The sequence below is a fragment of the Streptomyces sp. NPDC016677 genome, assembly GCF_055562815.1.
Map to the genome: position 1 here is coordinate 200,569 of NZ_JBVHEO010000006.1, position 24,075 is coordinate 224,643.

Here is a 24,075-nt window from a genome sequence, read left to right on the forward strand (position 1 = left end):
TCCCGTCCGATCATCACGATCGGACAGAACCTTCTGCCGGCCGCCCTTGAGACAACTCAAGAACAGTCATCGCGGTGGACCGTTCGCGGGTGGTTCTGACCTGCGCCGACGGAGGCGTCGCGCAGGCTCTCCCCCACCGCCTTGCCCACGCCCGTGCGGCGCCGGCAACCACAGGGCCGGTGCTCGGACGCCGGTCACGGTGCCGAACGCCTCCGCTGCAGCAGCCAGGTACCCCCTGTCACCGCCCCCGTCACCGATAAGCCCACTATCAACGACTTCCTGAACTCCTCCACCTTGCTGCCGTCGTCCGCGACAACCACCGACAGCGCCGCGATGACGACCGTGATCACCAGCCCGACGGCCAGGTTCTTCCTCACCCGCGATTTCAGCAACTGCTCCTCCTTCTCGATGGGTGTGGCGCCGCATCGTCCTCGATGCGGCGCCACACCGGGTTGGGCTCCCTCGGACGGGGGGACGGGGCGTCATGCTTCTCGTGCTCATAGCCGTTCCGCGAGCTGCGCGTTCAGGGGCTGGACGACGCACGGTCACTTCCGGACGGGGGCCAGAGCCGTTCTCTGCGCTGTCCCGCTCCACCCGTCGACCGCACCCGCCACCACCGGACGGGCGTGAGCGTCCACCCCCACTTCACGAGCGAGGCGTCGGGCCTACAGGCCGTCTAGCGCGTGGCGGACTGTGATCCGCCTACGGCGGACAGGGAAGGCGGCTCATAGTCGTACAGGTATCCCTGCACCCGTTCGAAGAAGGGGAGGAGTACGCGCATCTTCGCCGCGTTGATCTGTCGCTTCACGGTGCTGGGCCGCTTGGTCTCACGGGCGTTGTTCCCATGTTTGAGCAGCTTGTCCATGCGTGGGCGGCGTACCGCGTCGTAGGCCTTGAGTGCCGCTGGGACGGTCGGGGCGCCGCTCAGCGCCGCCGCGAGCTCCAGCGCGTCCTCGATCGACACCGAGGCGCCGTGTCCGACGCCGACAGGGTGGGCGGCGTCGCCGACCAGGACCATGCGCCCGCTGTGCCACGTCCGGACCGTGTCGCAGACGTTCAGGTAGCCGGAGGCGACGATCGATGTCGCGGCTCCGATGATGGCCCGCGGCATCGCCTCCGGGAACAGCTCGGTGACGCGCCGTATCCATTGCGCGTCGTCGATGCCTCGCAGGTCGGGCTTGACCGGCTCCCCGATCTGAGCCGCCCACCACTGGGTGTTCTCGTCAATGGTGGTGTATACGAAGGCACCGCTGCGCGCGTAGGCAAGGTTCCAGATGCCGGTCTCAAGACCCGTCATGTTGGCGATTCCGGCTACCCCGTAGAGCCCCGCGTACTCCGCGCGCGGCGCGGACGAGTCGATCAGCCCGCGCACGGTTGACCAGATGCCGTCGGCGCCCACGAGCAGCTCCGCGGTGTCACGCCGGCCGGAGGCGAATTCGGCCACCACGCTGCTCGCCGACTCCGTCGCGCCCACCAGGCGTTCGCCGGTGACGATCTTCGCGCCCGCGTCGAGCGCCGCCCGCCGCAGGATCGCCACGAGCTGTCCGCGATGGAGCGCGACGCTGCGCATCGAGTCGGCTTCGCGCCGAAGGCGTGGCGCGTCGCCCAGAAGGTGGCCGCCCGCCGTGTAGAACCGCATCCGTTCGACGGGGTGCCCGGCCGCCTGTACGTCGCGCAGGCAGCCCAGCTTCTCCAGCGCGCGCAGGCCGTTGACGGCTAAGCCGAGGTGGGCGCCGACGTCCTCGGGCGGAACATCGTATGCCTCGTACACGGTCACCTCGTGGCCGATCCGCTGCAGTGCGAGGGCTGTGGCGGGTCCGGCTATCCCGCCACCGATCACGATCATCCGCATGACGTCTCCCTGAATCCACTTTCACTGAATACTGATTCAGCGTAAGTGTGTTCCGATACGCTGACGTCTGTCAACAGCCGATGGAGGACGACATGTCGCAGGCGAGCACCGCCAGTCGAAAAGTCCGGGCGGCCCAGACTCGTGCCGCGCTGCTGGACGCGGCGCGGGGCCTGTTCAGCGATCGCGGCTACCTCAATACGAAGATCACCGACATCACCGCCGCGGCCGGACGCTCGACCGGCTCGTTCTATGAGCACTTCGCCGGCAAGGAGGAGCTGCTCCAGGCGCTCCTCACCGAGATGGAGGCTGTGATCGACGAGCGCATGGTCGGCCTGGAGCATCCCCGCGATCACGACCTGACCGACCGCGACCAGCTGCGCGATCACATCGGTGTCGCGTGGACGGTGATGCGGCAGAACCGCCCGGTCACGCTCGCACTGTTTCAGGCGATGGTGGCCGACGACCCCGGCACGGGCCGGGCCTGGCGCGACCTGCGCGAGCAGACAGGGACCATTCGGGAGCATCTGGAGTACCTGGTCGAGCGCGGACACCAGCTGCCCGGCGACCCCGAGTTCATCGCGGCGGCGATGGGCGCGATGCTCGTCACCCTCAACTACGCCGTGCTCACGCCCCCCGGCGGTGAAGACGACCAGCGCGTCATCGACACCCTCACGGATCTGCTGTTGCACGGGCTGACCGGACCGGCGTCACGATCAGCGACGGTGGACCATGCCCCTGACCCAAGGCCCACCCGCAGCTGACCCTCGGCGTGGTCCTGCACACGCCGCAGAGGGACATGGGGCGTCATGCCCACTGCGTCAGCATGATCCTCCCCCGCTTGACCCACGTGCGCGGCTTCGCCGCAGCCGACCGCGCCTACACCTAGATCCACCCCCAGGACTCCCACCGGCCCTTGCGCGCCCCCGGGTTCATGCCGTGGTCGACCTGACCAACGACCAGATCGGTTCCGCGGGCCACCACCAGGGCGTCATCGCCGGAGCGGGGCGCCTCTTCCGTCCCCGGACGCAGGTCGAGTCCTACGCGCTCGTCCGCAAGGCCACGGTGGACGAGCGGGGCAACGAGCACTGCTCCCGCCCCGCGACGAAGCGCGACTGCGCCTGGGCCACGGAGCGGGACACAGCGCGACTGGCGCGAGAACACACAGGTGCCGGCCGTCATCGACTTGGAGGATCCACGCAGCCGTAGGGTCCACCCCGCGGGTCGGCCGACGGTCACGGTGCCGGAAGTGCCCTTCGGTATACGGCCCGAGTACTGCGACCAGCCCTCCGTCACCGTGCGGGCACACGTGTTGCCGCGCATGCGGCAGGACTTGCCCCGGCAGAGCACGTCCTGGGCGCTGGCCCACCAGACGCCGCGGTCCCACATCGAAGGGGGGGGACGGACGACTCAAGTCGGTCGACGCGGCCCTGCACGCCCGCGAAAAGCGGCAACCTCGCGGGAGGGTCACCCAGAGCCCCCTGGCGGCGAACACGGTGATGGTCGAGACATCATCGAGCTGGAGCGCTTCCGCAGGGCCAGCAAGGACAGCGCCCGCACGGTTCTGGACCTGGAGGCCGACGAAGACCTCATCCCCTACCCGGCGGTTCCGGGAACGTCCGAGCCCACTGGCGGTGCCATAAGCCGCGGCCCGTGACCGGCCGCCCAAACCACATCCGAAGATCGGCGGGCCACGAGGCCGCAGGCGCACGGCCCCACGCCCGCGGCCCCCGCGCCATGCCCGTATTTCCACCGCTGATCCCGACCCGCCACCCCGAAGGGCGTCGCCCCAGCGAGCAGGTGGGCAGGCTTGCGTACCAACTACGCCTGAAACGACAAGATCCCGACCCGACGGTGACCGTCTGATCGGGATCTCGCGAACCGTTCCCGGGCTAACCCGCGAACAGCTCTTGCAGTGGACCTGAGGGGATTTGAACCCCTGGCCCCCTCGATGCGAACGAGGTGCGCTACCGGACTGCGCCACAGGCCCTTGCAACGAGTGAAACTCTAGCACCCCTCCCGGCCTGCTCAAAAATCCGTTCCGGAGCAGCGGGAGAGCCCGGTGGGCTACTCGTTGGCGGCCTTGGGGCGGTCGCCGTCCTCGTACTGGTCGAACAGCGGGGTGCGGCCCCGCTCCCGGGACCGGCGGGCGGACACGGCGCGGCGTCCGCCGCGGCGGACCGGGCTCTGCTGCCGGTCCTCGGCGGGGGACTCGGCGGGCGAATCGGCGGGCGAATCGGCACGGCCGGACGCGGCGTCCGGCTCGGCGTCGGAGGCCGCGGCGCCGCCGGCCTCCTCCTGCCGGTCCGGGGCGGCGGCGCTGGAGCGCGCGGAACTCCACGCGTCGGGCGCGCTGAGGTCCACACCGGCCGTGGCCCGGGGGGCGACCGGCGCGGTCACGTACGTCGGCAGCGGCACCGGCACCGGGTCCCAGCTCTCACCCTGCCCGGGGCGCCGCTGCCGCTCGCGCTGCTGGTCGACCCACTCGGCGTGGTCGGTCTGCTCGACCAGTGCCCGCCGGTCCGCGGCCAGCGTCGACAGACCGGGGCCGGCCTCGGTGCCGGGGGCCTCGTGCGGCTCCTCGGTGTCGGGATCGGCGCCGGCGTCGGCCGTGGCCCGCCTGCGGGGCCGGGTGCCGCGTTCCCGCAGCCGCTGCGCGGCGACCTCGGCGCGGCGGCGGTCCATCTGGAAGGCGAAGCGGCGCCGCTCCTGGGCCCGGAGGTAGGCGATGTACGCGCTGAGCAGCACGGCGGGCACGGCGGGCGCCCACAGGAACGCGAGCCCGCCCACCGCGGCGACCATCGCGCCGAGCGTGAAGGCGAGGAAGAGCACCACGGTGGTCCGCCGCCGACGGGCCAGCACCTTGGTACGCCGGGCACGGGCCGCCGCGGCCTGGGCCGCCGCCCGGTCGCCCGCGTCGCGCCGGGCGGGACGCCCGGGGGCCGCCTGCTCCGGGGACTGCGGGGCCGGGGACTGCGGTTCCGGGGACTGCCGGGCCGGCGGGCGGACCTCCGTCCTGGTCCGGGACACGGCGAAGGCCCGGACGTCCACCGAGTCGGTGACGGCGTCCGGGTCGCCGGCGTCGGGCTCCCCCTCTTCGGCGGAGCGCGCCCGCAGGTCCTTGGCGTACCGGCGCTCCATGCCCGCCCGTCCGGACAGGAGCCGGATGGCGGTGCTGAAGCGTTCCGTCGGACGGGCCTCGTTCAGCTCGTCCTGCCTACGGAGCCACATCGGCACCAAGTAGGCGGCCCAGGCCCCGACAATGACTGCGTAGATGAGGCCGCTGCTGCTCACGCCTCACACGGTAGAGGGATGTGCGCGAGGGCATCCGCCAATTGAGCCGGTGTGTCGCACGATCTGGCTGATATTTCAAAATTTTTTTCGGACTGATGACAATTCACGGGTCCGGGTGAGCTTAATTCGAACGTTTATTCAATTCCGGACGTGTCCTGAGTCGCCCTGCTGCGACGCCAGCGTCGCAGCAGGCCCCCCGGCACCTCCTCCGCGGTCAGCGCGAAGACGAGGTGGTCGCGCCAGGCGCCGTCGATGTGCAGATAGCGCGGCCGCAGACCCTCTTCGCGGAATCCGAGTTTCTCCACGACCCGGCGGCTGGGGCCGTTCTCGGGACGAATGCAGACCTCGATGCGGTGCAGGCCGACGGTGTGGAAACAGTGGTCGACGGCGAGTGCCACGGCGGTCGGCATCACCCCGCGGCCGGCCACCGCCTCGTCCACCCAGTAGCCGACGTGCCCGGAGCACATCGACCCCCAGGTGATGCCGGCGACGGTCAGCTGCCCCACCAGCCGGCCCTGGTACTCGATGACGAACGGCAGCATCCGGCCCGCGTTCGCCTCGGAGCGCAGATGGCGCACCATCTGGCGGTAGGTCGGCCGGTGGGCGAGCGGTCCGCCCGGGCCGGGCGGCGGGATGGTGGCCTCCCAGGGCCGCAGCCAGTCCCGGTTGCGCCGGTTGACCTCGCGCCAGGCCCGCTGGTCACGCAGTTTTATGGGCCGCAGGACGATGTCGCCGTCCACCAGCTCCGCGGGCCAGGAGGGGCTGTTCAGCTCGCACCCCCGCCGTTCGGGCTGCTGTTCGGTCTGGGATGGTCGCCGCCGCGGATCTGGTCGACGGCGTGGCGCAGCAGGGGTTCCAGTACGGCCAGTCCGTCCTTCACTCCGCCGGTGGACCCGGGCAGGTTGACGACGAGCGTGCTGCCCGCCACCCCGGCCAGGCCGCGCGAGAGCGCCGCCGTGGGCACCTTGTCCCGTCCGTACGCCCGGATCGCCTCCGCGATGCCCGGCACCTCGTGGCCGATCACCGCGCGGGTCGCCTCGGGGGTGCGGTCGGTGGGCGACAGGCCCGTCCCGCCGGTGGTGACGATCACGTCGTACCCGGCGTCGACGCCCGCGCGCAGGGCGGCCTCGACCGGGTCGCCGTCGGGGACGACCCGGGGGCCGTCGACGGCGAAGCCGAGGCGGGCGAGGCCCTCGGCGATCAGCGGGCCGCCCTTGTCCTCGTAGATCCCGGCGGCGGCTCGGTTGGACGCGGTGACGACCAGGGCGCGGTATCCGGTACCGGATGTCATGCCCGGCTCCAGTCGCCCGACTTGCCGCCCGTCTTCTCCTCCACCCGTACGTCCGTGATGACCGCTCCCTTGTCGACCGCCTTCACCATGTCGATCACGGTGAGCGCGGCGACGGAGACCGCGGTGAGCGCCTCCATCTCGACGCCCGTGCGGTCCGTCGTCTTCACGGTGGCGACGATCTCCACGGCGTCGTCCGCGACCGACAGGTCCAGTGTCACACCCGACACCGACAACGGGTGGCACAGCGGGATCAGGTCGGGGGTGCGCTTGGCACCCATGATGCCCGCGATCCGCGCGGTGGCCAGGGCGTCGCCCTTGGGGACGCCCGCGCCGCGCAGCAGCTCGACGACCTCGGGGGCGACCAGCACCCGTCCGCTGGCGCGGGCGGTGCGGGCGGTGACGTCCTTCTGGGAGACGTCGACCATACGGGCGGCGCCCGCCTCGTCGAGGTGGGTGAGTCGGTCCTGCGTGCTCATGCTGTGTGGCGCTCCCGGTCCGGGCCCGGCGCGGTGCGCCGCGCGGGGCCAGTTGTGCGCGACACGGTACTCCCATGCCGGTCGGCGCACCCGGGCAGGACCGCCGCCGACGCGCTCAGCCGAGCAGGACGACCTCGACCTCGGTGCCGGGCTCGACGCTCTCCACGTCCTCGGGTACGACGATCAGCGCGTCGGCGTGGGCGAGCGCGGCCACCAGGTGCGAACCGGCGCCGCCGACCGGGGTGACCGAGCCGTCGGCGCACGTGCCGCGCAGGAACTGGCGGCGGCCCTTCGGGGAGGTCAGGGCCTTCTCCGCGGTGAGGGTCGCCGTGGTGCGGGGGCGGTGGACGTCCGGGAGGCCCATGAGGGTGCGGATCGCGGGGCGGACGAACAGCTCGAAGGAGACGTACGACGACACCGGGTTGCCCGGCAGGGCGAGCAGCGGGGTGTGGTCGGGGCCGACGGAGCCGAAGCCCTGGGGTTTGCCGGGCTGCATGGCGAGTTTGCGGAACTCGACGCCGCTGCCCGGCTCGTCCTCGTCGGCGACGTGGGCGAGGGCTTCCTTGACGACGTCGTAGGCACCGACGCTGACGCCGCCGGTGGTGACCATCAGGTCGGCGCGGACGAGCTGGTCCTCGATGGTGGAGCGCAGGGTCTCGGCGTCGTCGGCGACGGCGCCGACGCGGTAGGCGATGGCTCCGGCGTCGCGGGCGGCGGCGGTGAGGGCGAAGCTGTTGGAGTCGTAGATCTGGCCGTGGGTCAGCTGTTCGTCGGGCTGGACGAGTTCGCTGCCGGTGGACAGGACGACCACGCGGGGGCGGGGGCGGACCCGGACCCTGCCCCGGCCGATCGCGGCGAGCAGGCCGAGCTGGGGCGGGCCGAGGACGGTGCCGGCCGCCAGGGCGCGGTCGCCGGCCCTGACGTCGCTGCCCGCCGCGCGGACGTGCGCGCGGGCCTCGGCCGGGCGGTACACGTACACCTGGCCCGCGGCGCCCTCGGGGGCCGCGCTGCGGGCGCGCATCCCGGTGACCGGGCCCTGGCCGAGTCCGCCGTCGGTCCACTCGACGGGGACGACGGTCTCGGCGCCGGGCGGCAGCGGGGCGCCGGTCATGATGCGGGCGGCCTGCCCGGGGCCGACGGTGAGCTGCTCGGCGGCGCCCGCGGCGACGTCCCCGACCACCTCCAGGCAGGCCGGGAACTCCTCGCTCGCGCCCGCGACGTCCGCGACCCGCACCGCGTACCCGTCCATGGAGCTGTTGTCGAACGGTGGCAGGGAGACCGGCACCGTGACGTCCTCGACCAGGACGCAGCCCTGGGCGTCGAGGAGGTTCAGCTCGATGGGTTCCAGGGGCCGGACCGTGGCGAGGATGTCCTCCAGGTGGTCCTCCACCGACCACAGCCGGTCCTCGGCGGGACCGTCGTGGCCGCTGTGACCGCCGTGGCCGGTGGTGCGGGGCGCGGGGCTGCTCAACGTCGTTACATCTCCTCGGCTACGTAACTGCGAAGCCAGGTCCGGAAGTCCGGGCCCAGGTCTTCACGTTCGCATGCGAGTCTGACAATGGCACGCAGGTAGTCGCCGCGGTCGCCGGTGTCATAGCGGCGGCCCTTGAAGACGACGCCGTGCACGGGGCCGCCGACCTTCTCGTCGGTGGCGAGCTGCTGGAGGGCGTCGGTGAGCTGGATCTCGCCGCCGCGGCCGGGCTCGGTCCGGCGCAGTATGTCGAAGACGTGCGGGTCGAGGACGTAGCGGCCGATGACGGCGTAGTTCGAGGGGGCGTCGGCCGGGTCGGGCTTCTCGACCAGGCCGCTGACCTTGACGACGTCGCCGTCCTCGGTGGTGTCGACGGCGGCGCAGCCGTAGAGGTGGATCTGCTCGGGGGCGACCTCCATGAGGGCGATGACGCTGCCGCCGTACTGCCCCTGGACCTCGATCATGCGCTGGAGCAGGGGGTCGCGCGGGTCGATCAGGTCGTCGCCGAGGAGGACCGCGAAGGGCTCGTCGCCGACGTGCGGGGCGGCGGCGAGGACGGCGTGGCCGAGGCCCTTGGGGTCGCCCTGGCGGACGTAGTGGATCATCGCGAGGTCGCTGGACTCCTGCACCTTGGCCAGCCGGTCCGCGTCGCCCTTCTTCTGCAGGGCCGACTCCAGCTCGTAGTTGCGGTCGAAGTGGTCCTCCAGGGGGCGCTTGTTGCGGCCCGTCACCATGAGGACGTCGTCGAGACCGGCGGCGACGGCCTCCTCGACCACGTACTGGATCGCCGGCTTGTCCACGACCGGCAGCATCTCCTTGGGAGTGGCCTTGGTGGCCGGCAGGAACCGGGTGCCCAGACCTGCTGCTGGAATGACAGCCTTGCTGATCCTGGGGTGCGACTGAGTCATGCCCGCCACCATATCCGCTGCCTTCGCAGGGAATCAGCACCTGCGGAGCGATCGTGCTCATATGAGCATATTGGAACAGTACGGGAGCGACCTTGACCGGGACCGGACGCGCTGACGAGCCTGACAAGCGCACGTTGCGGCGCGAAGTCGTCGCGGCGAGGAACAGATTGACGGCCGGTGAGCTGCGGGTGACGGCGCAGGCGTTGGCGGGGCAGGCGCTCGGGCTGCCGGAGCTGGCGCGGGCGCGCACGGTGGCGGCGTACGTCTCGGTGGGTGCCGAGCCGGGCACCCGCGCGCTGCTCGACGCGCTGTGCGCGCGGGGGGTGCGCGTGCTGTTGCCCGTCCTGCTGCCCGACGGTGACCTGGACTGGGGCACGTACACGGGGGCGTCCGCCGGGGAGGGCTCGCTGACGCGCGTGCGGCACGGGGGGCGGATGGAGCTGCTGGAGCCCGCCGGGCGGCGGCTGGGTCCGCAGGCGGTGACGGAGGCCGACGTGGTGCTGCTGCCGGGCCTGGCGGTCGACGGGCGCGGCATGCGGCTGGGACGCGGCGGCGGCTCGTACGACCGGGTGCTGGCGCGGCTGGAGCGGTCGGGAGCGGAGCGGGGAGGGGCGCGGGGAGGGGCGCGGCCGGTGCTGGTGGTGCTGCTGTACGGCGGTGAGGTCGTCGACCGGGTCCCGCGGGAGCCGCACGACCGGCCGGTGGACGCGGTGGTCACGCCGGAGGGGGTACGGCGGTTTTGCTGAGCGTCCCTGAGGCTGAGCGCCCCTGAGCACGGAAACGGCCTCCACGCGCGCGTGGAGGCCGTTTCCGTGCTCGCCGGTCGCTACGGCTTGAGCACCAGGGTGTCGCTCGTGCTCTTGTCGACCGCCTTCCGCGAGAACGACCAGGGCAGCAGCTCGCCCTCGGCCCACTTCTCGGTCTGGTCGGTGTAGTGGGCGCTGAAGGCGTGCCCGGAGGCGCCGGTGAGGTTGATCCACCGCGACTTGTCGAGGTCGTCGAGGTTGACCACCATCCGCATGGACGGCACCCAGAGCACTCCGTAGCCGCCGGCCGCGTTCCAGCCGGTGGCGTTGACGGCCGCCTCGCCGCCGCTCAGCTCCCAGGGGCCGCGGTTGAGGGCGTACTTCAGGAAGCTCGGGCCGTCGGTGCCCAGGGTCTGGTTCTTCAGGAACAGGCGGTGCAGCCGGCCCCAGCTCCAGGTGTCGATGTCCTTGCCGAGCTTGGCGGTCAGCTCCCAGCGGGCGTCGACCATGGCGCGCTTGAACAGGTCGTCGCGGTTGTGGTCGGCGCCCTCGCGGGTGCCGTTGTCGGGCGTCGTCCACCAGTCGCTGTCGGTGTCGTCCATCAGCGTGCGGACCACCTCGAACCAGCGGTCGCCGCCGTCCGGCTGGGCCTGGTCCGCCTCGCGCTGGCCGCACTCGCGGACCTTCTGCGTCTCGTCGGCGGGGCCGGTGGTGTTGACCGGGTCGACCCACAGGCACTGGCCCTTGACCCGCAGCTCCTTGGGCAGCTTGTTGCCGAAGGCCAGCTTGACGATGTTGCGCCAGGTGGCGTTGAAGTAGGCGGCGGCGGCCGAGTCGGCGTCCTGGGTGTAGTCCCAGCCCTCCAGGAGCTTCTGCGCCTCGCGGACGTCCTCGTCCTCGACGTCGATCTTCAGCAGCGTGGGCACCAGCAGCTTGGCGATCTCGCTGCTGTTGTCCAGCTGCATCTGGCGCATGTCGTCGGTGGAGACCTTGCCGCCGTCCTTGATCTTCGCCTCGATCAGGGAGGTGATCCGCTGGCTGCGGGTGCCGTAGCCCCAGTCCGTGGTGAGGGTGTACGGGTACGCGTCCTCGTCGACGACGGCCTGGTTGGCGGTGACGATGTAGCCGCGGTCGGGGTTGTACTCGTAGGGCAGTTCGTCGTCCTCGACGTACTTGCCGGTCCAGTCGTAGTCGGGGTCCCAGCCCGGTGCCGGGAGGGAGCCGTCGTGGCCGTCGGCGCGGACCGGGATCCGGCCGGGCAGGGTGTAGCCGATGTTGCCCTCGGTGTCGGCGTAGACCAGGTTCTGCGAGGGCACGTCGAACTTGGCCGCCGCGGCGCGGAACTCGCTCCAGTCCCCCGCGCGGTCCATCTCGAAGACGGCGTCCATGGTGGTGCCGGCTTCCAGTGCGGTCCAGCGCAGGGCGACGCCGTAGCCGTCGCCGCGGTCGGGCGCGGCGGCGTCGACGGTGGCCTTCTTGCCGGTCTTGACCAGTTGGTCGTCACGGTCGGAGAGCAGGGGCCCGTTGTTGGTCTCGCGGACGACGATCTTCTTCGACGTGCCGCCGGCGACCTTGATGGTCTCCTCGCGCGTCTCGAAGGGGACCACCTTGCCGCCGTACTGGTAGCCGTCGCCGGTGATCTTCTCCAGGTAGAGGTCGGTGGCGTCGATCCCGGAGTTGGTCAGGCCCCAGGCGATCTCCTGGTTGTGTCCGATTATCACCCCGGGCATGCCCGCGAAGGTGTAGCCGGTGACGTCGTACTGGCACTTGGCCGACACGCTGCGGCAGTGCAGGCCCATCTGGTACCAGACCGAGGGCAGCGCCGGGGACAGGTGCGGGTCGTTGGCCAGCAGCGGCTTGCCGGTGATGGTGTGCTCGCCGGAGACGACCCAGGAGTTGGAGCCGATGCCGTCGCCGTTCACGCCGACGGCGGTGGGCAGGTCGTCGAGGACGTCCTGGAGGCCGGAGAGCTGGCTCTCCAGCACCGGGGTGCCGGAGGTGCCGGTGGCGGTACCCGTGGCCGTGCCCGTGGCGTCGGAGACGGCCGTGCCGGCCGTGCCGGAGGTGTCCGCCGTGCCGGAGGTGTCCGCCGTGCCGGAGGTGTCCGCCGTGCCCGAGCTGTCGCTCGTACCGCTGTCGCCGCCCGCGAAGGCACCCGTCAACTCGTCGTACTGGCCCTCCTGGACGATCGCCTTGTTGCGGTCGTACGGGTAGTCCGGGTACAGGTCGGCGATCTGCTCGGGGCCCAGGCGGCTGGTCATCAGGGCGCGGTCGATCTCGTCCTGCATGTTGCCGCGCAGGTCCCAGGCCATCGCCTTGAGCCACGCGACGGAGTCGACCGGGGTCCACTCCTCGGGCTGGTAGTCGTTGGTGAAGCCCAGGGCGGCGTACTCCAGGGAGATGTCCGCGCCGTCCTTGCCCTTCAGATAGGCGTTGACCCCCTTGGCGTACGCCTGGAGGTACTCCTTGGTGGAGTCGGAGAGCGTCTCCTCGTACTCCTTCTCCGCCACCCGGTCCCAGCCCAGCGTGCGCAGGAACTCGTCGTTCTCGACCTGGCCCTTGCCGAACATCTCCGACAGGCGCCCCGAGGTCATGTGCCGGCGCACGTCCATCTCGTAGAACCGGTCCTGCGCCTGCACGTAGCCCTGCGCCATGAACAGGTCCGCGTCGGAGGAGGCGTAGATCTGCGGGATGCCGTAGGCGTCGCGCTTGACGTCGACGGGCCCCGACAGGCCGTCCAGTGTGATCGATCCCTTGGTCTGCGGGAAGGAGGCGCGGACGGTGCTGATCGACCAGTACGCCCCGTAGGCGAGGCCACCGATGACGGCCAGCACCAGCACGAGGACCATCAGTTTGGCTCTGCGCCCCTTCTTCCTCGCGGACTTGGCGGGCCGGTGGCCCGAAGAGGCGGTGTTGGTGGGGGGCATCGCTGTCCTTGCTGTCCTAACACGAGCGGCAGGGGCGGGCTGTGCTTTCTACTGCGCTGCTTTTCTACTGCGCTGTCTGCTGCGCTTCCTACTGAATGAACGCTGGAGCAACCATAGGCGCAGGGCTCGCCCGGCCTTGACGCGGAGTCGGGAACAGGCGTGGACGGGCGTTCGATCATGCCAAGGTCCGCGTCAAGAAAGCGTCAAGAGTTAGGTAAGGTAACGAAGTAGTTGGCTTCGATGGACCTGTCCGCAGGCGTCGACCCGTCCGCCGCGTCGTCACACTCGCAGCATCCGTCACCTTCGCGGCATCGGGCACATCTGCAACATCCGTCAATATCTGCACCATATTCGCACCACCCGTCATGTTTTCCATGCCGGTCACGTTCGCATCATCTGCCGGAAGGAACGGCCCCTGACTGTCCACCACCTCAACCAGCTCCTGCTCGTCTGCTCGCTCGTCCTGCTCATCGCCGTCGCGGCGGTCCGGATCTCCTCGCGCAGCGGGCTGCCGAGCCTGCTCGTCTACCTGGCGATCGGCATCGCCATGGGCCAGGACGGCATCGGCGACGTCAAGTTCGACAACGCCGAGCTGACCCAGGTCATCGGATACGCCGCCCTGGTCGTGATCCTGGCCGAGGGCGGCCTCGGCACGAAGTGGAAGGAGGTGAGACCCGCCCTGCCGGCCGCCTCCGCGCTGGCCCTGGCCGGCGTCGCGGTGAGCGTCGGCGTCACCGCGGCGGGCGCCCACTACCTGACGGGGCTGGAGTGGCGGCAGGCACTGATCATCGGGGCGGTGGTGTCCTCGACGGACGCCGCGGCCGTCTTCTCCGTGCTGCGCCGCATCCCCCTGCCCTCCCGCATAACGGGCACCCTGGAGGCCGAGTCGGGCTTCAACGACGCCCCGGTGGTCATCCTGGTGGTCGCCTTCTCCACGGCCGGCCCCATGGAGCACTGGTACGTGCTGGTCGGCGAGATCGCCCTGGAGCTGGCCATCGGCGCGGCCATCGGGCTCGCGGTCGGCTGGCTGGGCTCCTGGGGGCTCAGACACGTCGCGCTGCCCGCCTCCGGCCTCTACCCGATCGCCGTGATGGCGATCGCCGTCACCGCCTACGCGGCCGGTGCCCTGGCGCACGGCAGCGGCTTCCTCGCCGTCTACCTGGCCTCCATGGTGATGGGCAACGCCAAGCTGCCGCACTGGCCGGCCACCCGCGGGTTCGCCGACGGGCTCGGCTGGATCGCCCAGATCGGCATGTTCGTCCTGCTCGGCCTGCTGGTCACCCCGCACGAACTGGGCGACGACATCCTGCCCGCCCTCGTCATCGGCCTGGTGCTGACCATGGTGGCCAGGCCGCTGAGCGTCGTGCTGTGCCTGCTGCCGTTCCGGGTGCCGTGGCAGGAGCAGACCCTGATGTCCTGGGCGGGACTGCGCGGCGCGGTGCCCATCGTGCTGGCCACCATCCCCATGGTGCAGGGCGTCGACGGCAGCCGGCGGATCTTCAACATCGTCTTCGTCCTGGTCGTCGTCTACACCCTGGTCCAGGGGCCGACGCTGCCGTGGCTGGCCCGCAAGCTCAGCCTGGGCGGCGGCTCCGGAGCGGCCGACCTCGGCATCGAGTCGGCGCCCCTGGAGCGGCTGCGCGGGCACCTGCTCTCCGTGGCGATCCCCGAGGGGTCGAGGATGAGCGGCGTGGAGGTGGCCGAGCTGCGGCTGCCGGCCGGGGCCGCCGTCACCCTCGTCGTACGCGACGGCACCTCCTTCGTGCCGCTGCCCTCGACGGTGCTGCGGCTCGGGGACGAACTGCTGGTCGTCGCCACCGACCCGGTACGGGACGCCGCCGAGAAGCGGCTGCGCGCGGTGGGCCGGGGCGGCAAGCTCGCCGGGTGGCTGGGGACGGACGGGGCGGAGGAACGTACCGGCTGAGGCCCTGGACGCCGTTCGTTTCCGGGAGATGTCCGGCCGCGACCGCTGTATACAATGGGGCGGTCACCTGATCGAACCAACTCTGCCTGACGCAGAGCTGGCGCGACCGTATGGCGGCCGGGCTGCACCTGTTCGACGGCTCCGGTATCTACCGCAGTCCGCGCAAGAGGACAGCTCTCGGCGCCCGTACCCGCCCTTGTCGCGGGGGACCGCGCCACCAGGCGGCAGAAAGGCACGGGCCGTGGCACCCACGGTCACCGAGTCGCAGACGACGCGAGAGACGAAGCGGCGCCCGGGATACGGGCAACTGCTGCGCACCCGCGGCGCCTGGACCTTCCTGGTCCCCGGCTTCGCCGCCCGCCAGCCCTTCGCGATGCTGACGATCTCCATCGTCCTCCTCGTCCAGCACACCACCGGCTCCTACGGGGCCGCGGGCGCCGCCGCGGCCGTCACCGGCGTCTCCATGGCGCTGTTCGCCCCCTACAGCGGGCGGCTCGCCGACCGTCACGGGCAGCGCGCGGTCCTCGTCCCCGGCGTCCTGGTCCACGTGCTGTCGGGCCTGGCCCTGACGGGGCTGGCACTGGCGGACGCGCCGCTGTGGGCGCTGTTCGCGGCGGCGGTGCCCACCGGCGCCTCGGTGCCGCAGGTCGGGCCCATGGTCCGCGCCCGCTGGGGCGTACGGCTCAAGGGGTCGCCGCTGATGTCCACCGCGGCGGCCTTCGAGTCCGTCACCGACGAACTCACCTTCGTCGTCGGCCCGCTGCTGGCCACCGCCCTGTGCACGGCCCTGCACCCGGCCGCGGGGCTGGTCACGGAGGCCGCGCTGACCCTGCTGGGCGGCCTGCTCTTCGCCGCGCAGAAGCGCACCCAGCCACCCGTCGGCACGGACGGCGCCGCCGGGCAGGATGCGGGACAGGACGGCGGGCACGCGCGCGTGGAGCACGTTCCGGCGCTGCGCGTCCCCGGGGTGCGGGTGCTGGCCGTGGCCTTCCTGGGCATCGGTTCCGTCTTCGGCGGCATGCAGGTCGCGCTGGCCGCGTTCACCGAGTCGATCGGCGAGCCCGGTCTGAACGGCGCCCTGTACGGCACCTTCGCCGCGGGCAACATGCTCTCCGGCGTCGTCTGCGGCGCCGTCGCCTGGAAGGCGGCCCCGCGGCGGCGCCTCCTCGTCGGCTACACCGCCCTGGCCCTGACCGCCTCCGGCCTGTGGGCCGCGCAGTCCGTGCCGCTCCTCGCGGGCCTCGGCCTGCTCGTCGGCATGTGCATCGCGCCCACCCTGATCACCGGCTACACCCTCGTCGAGTCCCTGGTCCCGGCCGGGGCGCGCACCGAGGCGTTCACCTGGCTGACCGGCGCGGTCGCGCTCGGCCAGGCGGCCGCCGTCACGGTCGCCGGGCAACTGGAGGACAAGGCCTGGGAAGGCGCCGGGTTCCTGGTGCCGATGGGGGGCACGGTGCTCGCCCTGGCGACCCTCGTGGCGCTGCGGTCCCGGCTGACGGCTCGGCCGTCCGGGCGGACCGTGGCACGTGGCGTCGGTCACCGCGAGCCCGCCGCAGTGGACTGATCCCGAGGAATACGTCACTATGGATCGTCGTTAGCACTCATCGAGTGAGAGTGCCAGGAGGAAGACAGTGCCGACGTACCAGTACCAGTGCACCGAGTGCGGCGAGGGCCTCGAGGCGGTGCAGAAGTTCACCGACGACGCCCTCACCGAGTGTCCCGCCTGCGGCGGGCGCCTGAAGAAGGTCTTCTCGGCCGTCGGCATCGTCTTCAAGGGCTCCGGCTTCTACCGCAACGACAGCCGCGGCTCGTCGTCCAGCAGCTCCCCGGCGTCGGCCGCCAAGTCGACGTCCTCCGACACGAAGTCGTCCTCGTCGTCCTCCGACTCCAAGTCGTCGGGCACGAGCACCTCGTCCAGCAGCAGCTCCGCCGCCTGAGGCCCCTTTCCGCGCAAGGCCCTGCCGTCGTCCGACGGCGGGGTCTTCGGCGTTGGCGGGGGGCGGGGGGCTTCGCCGCCGCAGGCGGGGCGCGGGTGCGGGGGTCTTCGGCGTAGGCGGGGCGCGGGTGCGGGCTAGGGTGCGGTCCATGGCGAACCAGGCGAACAAGGCGAACGCCGAGATCGGCGTGATCGGCGGCTCCGGTTTCTACTCGTTCCTCGACGACGTGACCGAGGTCCGGGTGGACACCCCCTACGGGGCGCCCAGCGACTCCCTCTTCGTCGGCGAGGTCGCCGGCCGGCGGGTCGCCTTCCTCCCCCGGCACGGCCGCGGCCACCATCTGCCGCCGCACCGGATCAACTACCGCGCCAATCTGTGGGCCCTGCGCTCGGTCGGCGTGCGCCAGGTCCTCGGCCCCTGCGCGGTCGGCGGGCTGCGCCCCGAGTACGGGCCCGGGACGCTGCTCGTGCCCGACCAGTTCGTCGACCGGACCAAGTCGAGGATCTCGACGTACTTCGACGGGCTGCCGCTGCCCGACGGCACCCTCCCGAACGTGGTGCACGTGTCGCTGGCCGACCCGTACTGTCCCGCCGGGCGGTCCGCCGCGCTGAAGGCGGCGCGCGGACGGGACTGGGAGCCGGTGGACGGCGGCACCCTCGTGGTGGTCGAGGGGCCGCGCTTCGGGACCCGCGCCGAATCGCTGTGGCACCGGGCGCAGGGCTGGTCGGTGGTGGGCATGACCGGCCACCCGGAGGCCGCGCTCGCCCGTGAGCTGGAGCTCTGCTACACGTCGCTGACCCTCGTCACCGACCTCGACGCGGGCGCCGAGACCGGCGAGGGCGTCTCGCACGACGAGGTACTGCGGGTGTTCGCCGCCAACGTGGACCGGCTGCGGGGTGTCCTGTTCGACACGGTGGCCGCGCTGCCGGCCGACGGGGCGCGGGACTGTGCGTGCCGGCGGGCCCTGAGCGGGATGGATCCGGGGATCGTGCTGCCGTGAGGCTCGTGCTGCCGTGACGCCGGGGCGGCGAGCTCGTCGGGTGGTTACGGAACGCCCCCTTCGGGTGAGCGAGTTATCCACAACCGGTCGGTAGTACACGGGCCGCGGCGAGCGGTGCCGCGAGGCCTCATCGTGGTGTCCGCAAGCCGGTCCCTCGACGCAGGTGGTGGTCACCGTGTCCTACAACTCCTACGACTCCTACAACCGCTTCCCCTCTTCCTCTCCTTCTTGGTCTTCTTCTCCGTCTTGGTCTTCTTCGCACTCTTCGTCCCCCTCGGCTCCCTCCTCTCCCGCTCCCCGTCCACCGGGGACGGACGCCCCGCCCACGTGCGCGGTGCCGCACTTCGCGCCGGTACGGGTGCGCGGCGGACGCCATCAGGCGCAGCGGCTGCTGCGGCACCGGCGGCGTGCCGTGGCCGCCGGGCTGGCCGTCACCGCCGCGGCCCTGGTCGCGGCGGGCCCGCACACGTCCGCCGACACCCGTGACGGCCGGCGTGCGCGGGGGCACCCGGTGACCGGTCAGCCGTCGCAGCGTCCCGTCCCGCGGATGGTGTCGGCGCCGGTGCGGATCGCCGATGGGGAGACGGTGCGGCTGCTCCGGCCCGGCGACCGCGTCGACGTCGTGGCGACCGGCGCCGGCACCGGGGGTGGGTCCGGGTCCGGGGGTGCGGATGGTGCCGCGAGCGGTGGTGCGGGCGGTGCGGCCTCGGTGATCGCCCGGGGTGTGCGGGTGACCGAGGTGCCGGAGCTCCTGGACCCGGGCGGTACTGGCGGGGTGGGTGGAGCCGGCGGGGCGCTGGTGGTGCTCTCGGTGCCGCGCGACACGGCGGCCCGGCTGGTCGGCGCGGGCGCCGAGTCCCGGCTGGCGGTGACCCTGTGCTGAGTCCGGCGCCGCCGACCGCGTCGGGCCCCTTGTTCTGGCGGCCCGATTGGACAGGGCGACCCAATGCTGACGTAGGTTGCGGAGCGTTTTGTTCCGCAGGCTGTTCATGCAAGGAGTGCGCCCGAGGTGAGCGAGAAGAATCCGAGTGTCTGGCAGGGCTTCAAGGCCTTCCTGATGCGCGGGAACGTCATCGACCTGGCCGTCGCGGTGGTCATCGGCGCCGCCTTCACCAACATCGTGAACTCGGTGGTGAAGGGGGTCATCAACCCGCTCGTCGGGGCATTCGGCACCAAGAGCCTGGAGCACTACAGCTCGTGTCTCAAGGCCCCCTGCAAGGTGGCGGACGACGGCACGGTCACCAGCGGTATCCCGATCATGTGGGGCTCCGTCCTCGGCGCCACGCTCACCTTCGTGATCACCGCGGCCGTCGTCTACTTCCTGATGGTCCTGCCCATGTCGAAGTACCTGGCCCGGGTGGAGGCCCGCCGCAAGGCCAAGGAAGGCACGCAGGAGGTCATCGAGGTGACCGAGCTGGAGGTGCTGAAGGAGATCCGGGACGCGCTGATCGCACAGCGCGGGTCGGGGCACGACCAGCGGTAGGCCGGTCGCACGGCTGCGCCGGTCGTCGGTGCGGCGGTCGCCGCGGGCCGGACCGGGGGCTCAGAGGTGGTGCGGCGGCTTCTCGTCCAGGAAGCGCTTCAGATCGCCCGCCGGGTCCCCGTCGGCCGGCCGGTCGCCCCACCCGCGGTCGGTGTCGTCCGAGGACTGCTGGTCCAGCGGGTCGTCGAAGATCAACGCCGGCTTCGGCGCGCGCGGCTCGGGGGCGGGGTCGGGGGCGGTGTTCATGGGTCCAGGGTACGGCGCCCGCGCTGGACCACACTGGCGTCATGACAGTTGACGCATTGACGGACGTCGCCGGTGTGCGGGTGGGCCACGCGACGCGGACCGGTGACGGGTGGCTCACGGGCACGACGGTCGTGCTCGCGCCGGAGGGCGGTGCGGTCACCGCGGTGGACGTACGCGGTGGCGGGCCCGGTACCAAGGAGACCGACGCGCTCGATCCGCGCAACGTGGTGCAGAAGGTGGAGGCCCTCGTCCTGACCGGCGGCAGCGCCTACGGCCTGGACGCCGCGTCGGGCGTGATGGCCTGGCTGGAGGAGCGGGGACGGGGCGTGCGCGTCGGGCCGGACCCCTCGCACGTGGTGCCGGTCGTGCCGGCCGCCTGTGTCTTCGACCTGGGGCGTGGGGGCGATTTCCGGGCCAGGCCGGACGCGGCGACCGGCCGGGCGGCGGTGGAGGCGGCTGCCGCGAGCGCGCCGGGGGCCGCCGTGGCCGAAGGGTGCGTGGGGGCCGGTACGGGCGCCGCGCTCGGTCTGCTGAAGGGCGGGGTCGGCACGGCGAGCACCGTCGTGGGCTCGGGGTTCACGGTGGCGGCCCTGGTGGTGGCCAACGCGGCGGGATCGGCGCTGGATCCGGAGAGAGGGGTGCTGTACGGGGAACTGCTGGACGGACGTGTGGAGTATCCGGCGGCGGAGGTGCGGGAGGCCGCGCGGCGGCGCCTGGCCGAGGCGGCGGAGAGGAACACCCTGCCTCCGCTGAACACCACGCTCGCCGTCGTCGCCACGGACGCCGGCCTGTCCAAGGCACAGGCCCAGAAGCTGGCCGGCACCGCGCACGACGGCATCGCACGGGCCGTACGTCCGGTGCACCTGCTCAACGACGGGGACACGGTGTTCGCCATGGCGACCGGGGAGCGTCCGCTGGACCCCGGGCAGCCGCTCGCCCTGAACGAACTGCTGGCGGCCGGCGCGGACATGGTGACGCGCGCCATCGTACGGGCCGTGCGCGCGGCCGACCCGGTGGACGGCGCGGGCGGCACGTGGCCGTCGTACCGGGAGCTGTACGGCGGGTGATACCGGGGGGGGAGGGAGAGGGAGGGGGGAGGGGGGAGGGGGGAGGGGCCCCGGAGAAGAGGGCCCCCGGGAGAGGGGAACCCTCGGGCCCGTGGGGCGCCTCCCGCCGCGCCCCCCTCTTCAGCCGCCGGGCCAGGACCCCACCCGTGGGTCAGCCGTTCCGGGCACGTCCTGCTCGGGCTGCCCTGCCGAAGAACTCGCCGGTGATGTGGGCCGCTGTCCGGGGCGTGAGGAAGCGGTGGAACACGAGGGCCTGAAGGGCGAAGGCCCGCCCGTCGACCACCGTGGGGGCACGGCCGCGCAGAGCGGTCATGACGGTGTCCGCGACCTGCTCGGGCTGCCGTTTCCCGGGGACCCGGCTGCCGTTCATCGGTGTCCCGACCGCGCCGGGGCCGACCGCGACCACCCGTACTCCGGTGCCTCGGGTCTCCTGCCGGAGCGCCTGGGTGAAGGAGAGCACGAAGGCCTTGGACGCCGCGTAAGCAGCGTTGTAGGGCGCGGGCGCGTAGGCGGCAATGCTGGCGATGTTCACGATCGCTCCGGCCGCGGCTCAACATGGCGGGCAGGAAGAGCGCGGTCAGTTCCGCTACGGCCGTGGCGTTCAAGCCGACCAGCGCGCGCAGGTTCTCCGGGTCTGCCTCGGCGACCGGTCCGACCAGGGCGGCACCGGCATTGTTGACCAGGGTGTCCCCGTCGGCTCCCGCGCTCTTCAGCCGCTCGGCCAAGCGGGCGGGGCCGTCCTCGCGCGTCAGGTCCAGCGGCACGGTCAGTACACCGGTCCCGTACTCGGCGCGCAGCCTTCGTGCCGTGTCTTCCAGGCGGGCGCCGTCACGCGCGACCATGACCAGGCTCCGGCCCTGTGCGGCCAGGCGCCGGGTGACGGCGGCTCCGATGCCCGTGCCCGCGCCGGTGGCCAGTGCGGTGCCCTGGGCGGTGGTTCGCTGTCTGTTCGGTCGGGTCGCTGTCATGGTCGTTACGCTGAAGTTTGACATTGACGTCAATGTCCCGGGCGCGGACTCATCGGCACACGACGGCCGGTGTCCGCGTCGACGGGGCGTCGGCTCCGCCACATTGTCGCGGTTCTGTCACGCGGTGACCTCCGTCGGGAACGGCGGGAACCCCATCGGCCCGGGGCGGCTCTTCTCCCACGTACTGGAGCGGATCGCGTACTTCACACGAACCTGGAGCAGCCCGTGACAACGCCGGACATAGCAACGCGGCGGCGCGCACTGGGGGCCAGTGCCGTCCTGATGGTCGGCGCTCTCGCCCTCACCGCCTGCGGCGGCGACGCCAGCGCCGACACCGACACCGACGCCAAGAAGGCGAGCGCCGGGATCGCCATCTCGGCGAAGGACGGCTCGACCGGCGCGTCGATCAACAGCACCGGCGTCGAGGTCAGCGACGGCACACTGACCGACGTACGCATGACGGCGGTGGAGTCGGGTGCGGAGGTGCCGGGGGCCGTGGCCGGGGACGGGGCGAGCTGGAAGCCGAAGGAGCGGTTGGAGCGCGGGACGAAGTACCGGATCACGGCGACGGCGAAGGCGGACGACGGCAAGAAGCTGTCCGCCGACTCGACCTTCACGACCGTCTCCGAGAAGAACAGCTTCATCGGCACGTACACGCCGGACGGCGGGACGACGGTGGGCGTCGGCATGCCGGTGTCGTTCACGTTCGACAAGGCGATCACCGACAAGAAGGCGGTGCAGGCGGGCATCAAGGTCACCTCCAGCAGCGGGCAGAAGGTGGTCGGGCACTGGTTCGACGCCCAGCGGCTGGACTTCCGGCCCGAGAAGTACTGGAAGGCCGGTTCGAAGGTGACGACCAGGATCGACCTGGACGGGGTCGAGGGCGCCGACGGCATCCACGGGGTGCAGAAGAAGACGTTCACCTTCACCGTCGGCCGCTCCCAGGTCTCCACGGTCGACGCCGCGGCCCAGACCATGACGGTCGTGCGCGACGGCAGCACTGTCAGGACGGTCCCGATCTCGGCGGGCAGCCCGGAACACACCACTTACAACGGGCAGATGGTGATCTCCGAGAAGTTCGAGGAGACGCAGATGGACAGCCAGACGGTCGGGCTGGGCAACGAGTACAACATCCCGGACGTGCCGCACGCGATGCGGCTGACGACCTCCGGGACCTTCGTCCACGGCAACTACTGGTACAGCAGGAGCAATCCGCCCTTCGGCAGCCAGGGCACCAGCCACGGCTGCGTCGGTCTGGCCGACGTACAGGGCGCGCAGGGCGACACCGAGGCCGCGTGGTTCTACGACAACTCGCTCCTCGGGGACGTCGTGATCGTCAAGAACTCGGCGGACAAGACGGTCGCACCGGACAACGGACTCAACGGCTGGAACATGGCGTGGAGCGAGTGGATCGCCGGAAGCGCCGTCTGAGCAGCGGATTTTGAGCGTACGCGGCCCCGCGCGGGAACTTTTCGCGCGGGCCGCGTGTTTTTCATGCGTACGTTTTCCCGGTTCCTGGACACGATGTCCGACCGAGGGGCTACGGTATGCACTCACCAGGTGACATGCAGCAACGCCGGGAGAGACCTTGAGCGTTCCGTACGAGACCGCAGCGTACGAACCACCCGAGTCGCCCGAGTCTCCTCAGGAGCACCTCGCGCGACTGCTCGGCCGCGCCCTGAACTCGTTCGAGCTGCCCGACGACACGCTCGGCGCACTGGAGTGCGCGCTGGCGCACGACGCCGCGCTGCACTCCGCGCACCACAGCGCGGGGCTGCACCGTGAGACGTACCGGCACACCTGGCTGCTCGCCGACGGCTCGGCGCTCACCCTCTGGGAGCTGGTCCACAACACCACCCCGGGCGGTGCGGCGCAGCACGAGGTCTACGTCGACGAGGAGGAACTGCGCACCGCCACGGCCCGGCTCCCGCTGCCGCCGGACACGGCGGAGTTCGAGCTGCCGGTGGTGGTGCAGGTGGAGCTGTCCCCGGTGCCCGTTCCGCGGCTCGGCTATCTGTCCGAGGGTTCGGCGGACCACGCGCGCCGGTTGCTGCGCCGCGCGGAGAACGCGGACCGGCCCGGCGCCGACACCGCCGAGCGGCTGGCGGCGGCGTGCGCGCACCGGATCACGCAGGCGTTCGGCCGCCCGAGCCGCGCGGGCCGCGCCGGGCTGCCGTTCTCGCTCTACGAGCACGCGTTCCTGCTGCGGGGCGGCGAGGAGGTCTCCCTGTGGGAGGTCGAGCACACGGCGACGCCCGACGGGCGGCACATGTGCGAGGTGTACGTCAGTGAGGACGCCGCCCGGCGTGCGATGGAGCGGCGGGCGGCGCGGCTGTCCTGACGCGGCCCGGCGGGCGGGCGGTGTCTCGCCGTCGTCCTCGCCGTCACCGCCCGCCCGGTGGACCTGCCGAGCCCTGCGCCGCGTCCTGGTCTAGCCCTGCGCCGCGTCCTGCCTAGCCCTGTGCCGCGTCCTGCCGTGTCCTCCTGG

At 71.8% G+C, this 24,075-nt stretch carries 22 protein-coding genes, 1 tRNA gene and 1 pseudogene; 12 read left to right on the forward strand and 12 right to left on the reverse strand.

Features of this window, described 5'->3' with window-relative positions:
• Positions 1–194 precede the first annotated feature (194 nt).
• Together ACZ3IG_RS19260 and ACZ3IG_RS19265 are read right to left on the reverse strand one after the other, a co-directional pair.
• Complete coding sequence (locus ACZ3IG_RS19260) at positions 195–446, reverse strand: hypothetical protein (protein ID WP_467433418.1); 252 nt, start codon at positions 444–446, stop codon at positions 195–197.
• Positions 447–676: 230 nt separating this feature from the next.
• On the reverse strand, positions 677–1,852 hold the full coding sequence (locus ACZ3IG_RS19265) for an FAD-dependent oxidoreductase (RefSeq protein ID WP_467433419.1): 1,176 nt from the start codon (positions 1,850–1,852) through the stop codon (positions 677–679).
• Positions 1,853–1,944: 92 nt separating this feature from the next.
• Between ACZ3IG_RS19265 and ACZ3IG_RS19270 the strand changes: the two genes are divergently transcribed.
• The gene (locus ACZ3IG_RS19270; RefSeq protein ID WP_467433421.1) at positions 1,945–2,613 is read left to right on the forward strand and encodes a TetR/AcrR family transcriptional regulator; all 669 of its coding nucleotides are present in this window, start codon (positions 1,945–1,947) and stop codon (positions 2,611–2,613) included.
• 175 nt (positions 2,614–2,788) lie between these two features.
• Positions 2,789–3,058 (forward strand): hypothetical protein, encoded by a 270-nt coding sequence (locus ACZ3IG_RS19275; RefSeq protein ID WP_467433422.1) that lies wholly within the window; start codon positions 2,789–2,791, stop codon positions 3,056–3,058.
• Between the two features lie 707 nt (positions 3,059–3,765).
• On the opposite strand, the gene ACZ3IG_RS19280 is transcribed toward ACZ3IG_RS19275, so the two are convergent.
• From ACZ3IG_RS19280 to galU, 7 genes are all read right to left on the reverse strand, one after another.
• Positions 3,766–3,839, reverse strand: a tRNA-Ala gene (locus ACZ3IG_RS19280).
• 77 nt (positions 3,840–3,916) lie between these two features.
• The gene (gene sepX, locus ACZ3IG_RS19285) at positions 3,917–5,143 is read right to left on the reverse strand and encodes a divisome protein SepX/GlpR (protein WP_467433423.1); all 1,227 of its coding nucleotides are present in this window, start codon (positions 5,141–5,143) and stop codon (positions 3,917–3,919) included.
• 134 nt (positions 5,144–5,277) lie between these two features.
• Positions 5,278–5,883: a GNAT family N-acetyltransferase gene (locus ACZ3IG_RS19290; protein ID WP_467433426.1), complete on the reverse strand. Its 606-nt coding sequence runs from the start codon at positions 5,881–5,883 to the stop codon at positions 5,278–5,280.
• Positions 5,884–5,909: 26 nt separating this feature from the next.
• Entirely contained in the window at positions 5,910–6,434 is a 525-nt protein-coding gene (locus ACZ3IG_RS19295; protein WP_403537236.1) for a MogA/MoaB family molybdenum cofactor biosynthesis protein, read from the reverse strand.
• Positions 6,431–6,910, reverse strand: a complete 480-nt coding sequence (moaC, locus tag ACZ3IG_RS19300) for a cyclic pyranopterin monophosphate synthase MoaC (RefSeq protein ID WP_403537239.1) — start codon at positions 6,908–6,910, stop codon at positions 6,431–6,433. The genes ACZ3IG_RS19295 and moaC overlap by 4 nt, the downstream gene beginning before the upstream one ends.
• A 115-nt stretch (positions 6,911–7,025) precedes the next feature.
• A complete protein-coding gene (gene glp, locus ACZ3IG_RS19305; RefSeq protein WP_467433428.1) occupies positions 7,026–8,381 on the reverse strand; it encodes a molybdotransferase-like divisome protein Glp in 1,356 nt (451 codons plus the stop codon).
• Positions 8,382–8,386: 5 nt separating this feature from the next.
• Positions 8,387–9,289 carry a UTP--glucose-1-phosphate uridylyltransferase GalU gene (galU, locus tag ACZ3IG_RS19310; RefSeq protein ID WP_215166186.1) on the reverse strand — a complete coding sequence of 301 codons (903 nt, stop codon included), beginning with the start codon at positions 9,287–9,289 and terminating at the stop codon, positions 8,387–8,389.
• 92 nt (positions 9,290–9,381) lie between these two features.
• Here galU and ACZ3IG_RS19315 point away from each other — a divergent pair, with 92 nt between their 5' ends.
• Positions 9,382–10,035, forward strand: a complete 654-nt coding sequence (locus ACZ3IG_RS19315; protein ID WP_467433430.1) for a 5-formyltetrahydrofolate cyclo-ligase — start codon at positions 9,382–9,384, stop codon at positions 10,033–10,035.
• A gap of 80 nt (positions 10,036–10,115) precedes the next feature.
• Here the strand turns inward: ACZ3IG_RS19315 and ACZ3IG_RS19320 are convergent, their stop codons facing one another.
• Positions 10,116–12,962 carry a penicillin acylase family protein gene (locus tag ACZ3IG_RS19320; RefSeq protein WP_467433431.1) on the reverse strand — a complete coding sequence of 949 codons (2,847 nt, stop codon included), beginning with the start codon at positions 12,960–12,962 and terminating at the stop codon, positions 10,116–10,118.
• Positions 12,963–13,353: 391 nt separating this feature from the next.
• Here ACZ3IG_RS19320 and ACZ3IG_RS19325 point away from each other — a divergent pair, with 391 nt between their 5' ends.
• From ACZ3IG_RS19325 to mscL, 6 genes are all read left to right on the forward strand, one after another.
• Entirely contained in the window at positions 13,354–14,886 is a 1,533-nt protein-coding gene (locus tag ACZ3IG_RS19325) for a potassium/proton antiporter (RefSeq protein ID WP_467433701.1), read from the forward strand.
• Between the two features lie 241 nt (positions 14,887–15,127).
• Positions 15,128–16,450, forward strand: a complete 1,323-nt coding sequence (locus tag ACZ3IG_RS19330; RefSeq protein ID WP_467433433.1) for an MFS transporter — start codon at positions 15,128–15,130, stop codon at positions 16,448–16,450.
• 67 nt (positions 16,451–16,517) lie between these two features.
• The gene (locus ACZ3IG_RS19335; RefSeq protein WP_467433434.1) at positions 16,518–16,823 is read left to right on the forward strand and encodes an FmdB family zinc ribbon protein; all 306 of its coding nucleotides are present in this window, start codon (positions 16,518–16,520) and stop codon (positions 16,821–16,823) included.
• A gap of 148 nt (positions 16,824–16,971) precedes the next feature.
• Entirely contained in the window at positions 16,972–17,823 is an 852-nt protein-coding gene (locus tag ACZ3IG_RS19340) for an S-methyl-5'-thioadenosine phosphorylase (RefSeq protein WP_467433435.1), read from the forward strand.
• A 334-nt stretch (positions 17,824–18,157) separates the two neighbouring features.
• The gene (locus tag ACZ3IG_RS19345; protein ID WP_467433436.1) at positions 18,158–18,706 is read left to right on the forward strand and encodes a hypothetical protein; all 549 of its coding nucleotides are present in this window, start codon (positions 18,158–18,160) and stop codon (positions 18,704–18,706) included.
• 126 nt (positions 18,707–18,832) lie between these two features.
• On the forward strand, positions 18,833–19,306 hold the full coding sequence (gene mscL / locus ACZ3IG_RS19350; protein ID WP_467433438.1) for a large conductance mechanosensitive channel protein MscL: 474 nt from the start codon (positions 18,833–18,835) through the stop codon (positions 19,304–19,306).
• A 60-nt stretch (positions 19,307–19,366) separates the two neighbouring features.
• On the opposite strand, the gene ACZ3IG_RS19355 is transcribed toward mscL, so the two are convergent.
• A complete protein-coding gene (locus ACZ3IG_RS19355) occupies positions 19,367–19,552 on the reverse strand; it encodes a hypothetical protein (RefSeq protein WP_467433439.1) in 186 nt (61 codons plus the stop codon).
• Between the two features lie 41 nt (positions 19,553–19,593).
• Here ACZ3IG_RS19355 and ACZ3IG_RS19360 point away from each other — a divergent pair, with 41 nt between their 5' ends.
• Positions 19,594–20,619 (forward strand): P1 family peptidase, encoded by a 1,026-nt coding sequence (locus ACZ3IG_RS19360; RefSeq protein ID WP_467433441.1) that lies wholly within the window; start codon positions 19,594–19,596, stop codon positions 20,617–20,619.
• A gap of 385 nt (positions 20,620–21,004) precedes the next feature.
• Here the strand turns inward: ACZ3IG_RS19360 and ACZ3IG_RS19365 are convergent.
• Positions 21,005–21,611, reverse strand: a pseudogene (locus ACZ3IG_RS19365) (SDR family NAD(P)-dependent oxidoreductase); the annotation flags it as partial.
• A gap of 201 nt (positions 21,612–21,812) precedes the next feature.
• Between ACZ3IG_RS19365 and ACZ3IG_RS19370 the strand changes: the two are divergent.
• On the forward strand, positions 21,813–23,018 hold the full coding sequence (locus ACZ3IG_RS19370; RefSeq protein ID WP_467433442.1) for a L,D-transpeptidase: 1,206 nt from the start codon (positions 21,813–21,815) through the stop codon (positions 23,016–23,018).
• 157 nt (positions 23,019–23,175) lie between these two features.
• Positions 23,176–23,928: a DUF6227 family protein gene (locus tag ACZ3IG_RS19375; protein ID WP_467433444.1), complete on the forward strand. Its 753-nt coding sequence runs from the start codon at positions 23,176–23,178 to the stop codon at positions 23,926–23,928.
• Positions 23,929–24,075 lie beyond the last annotated feature (147 nt).

Bases quoted from the DNA above. Each gene is read 5' to 3' on its own strand.
- ACZ3IG_RS19265 (WP_467433419.1), bottom strand. From the start codon at position 1,852: ATGCGGATGATCGTGATCGGTGGCGGGATAGCCGGACCCGCCACAGCC.
- ACZ3IG_RS19270 (WP_467433421.1), top strand. From the start codon at position 1,945: ATGTCGCAGGCGAGCACCGCCAGTCGAAAAGTCCGGGCGGCCCAGACT.
- ACZ3IG_RS19295 (WP_403537236.1), bottom strand. From the start codon at position 6,434: ATGACATCCGGTACCGGATACCGCGCCCTGGTCGTCACCGCGTCCAAC.
- moaC (WP_403537239.1), bottom strand. From the start codon at position 6,910: ATGAGCACGCAGGACCGACTCACCCACCTCGACGAGGCGGGCGCCGCC.
- galU (WP_215166186.1), bottom strand. From the start codon at position 9,289: ATGACTCAGTCGCACCCCAGGATCAGCAAGGCTGTCATTCCAGCAGCA.
- ACZ3IG_RS19320 (WP_467433431.1), bottom strand. From the start codon at position 12,962: ATGCCCCCCACCAACACCGCCTCTTCGGGCCACCGGCCCGCCAAGTCC.
- ACZ3IG_RS19340 (WP_467433435.1), top strand. From the start codon at position 16,972: ATGGCGAACCAGGCGAACAAGGCGAACGCCGAGATCGGCGTGATCGGC.
- ACZ3IG_RS19355 (WP_467433439.1), bottom strand. From the start codon at position 19,552: ATGAACACCGCCCCCGACCCCGCCCCCGAGCCGCGCGCGCCGAAGCCG.
- ACZ3IG_RS19360 (WP_467433441.1), top strand. From the start codon at position 19,594: ATGACAGTTGACGCATTGACGGACGTCGCCGGTGTGCGGGTGGGCCAC.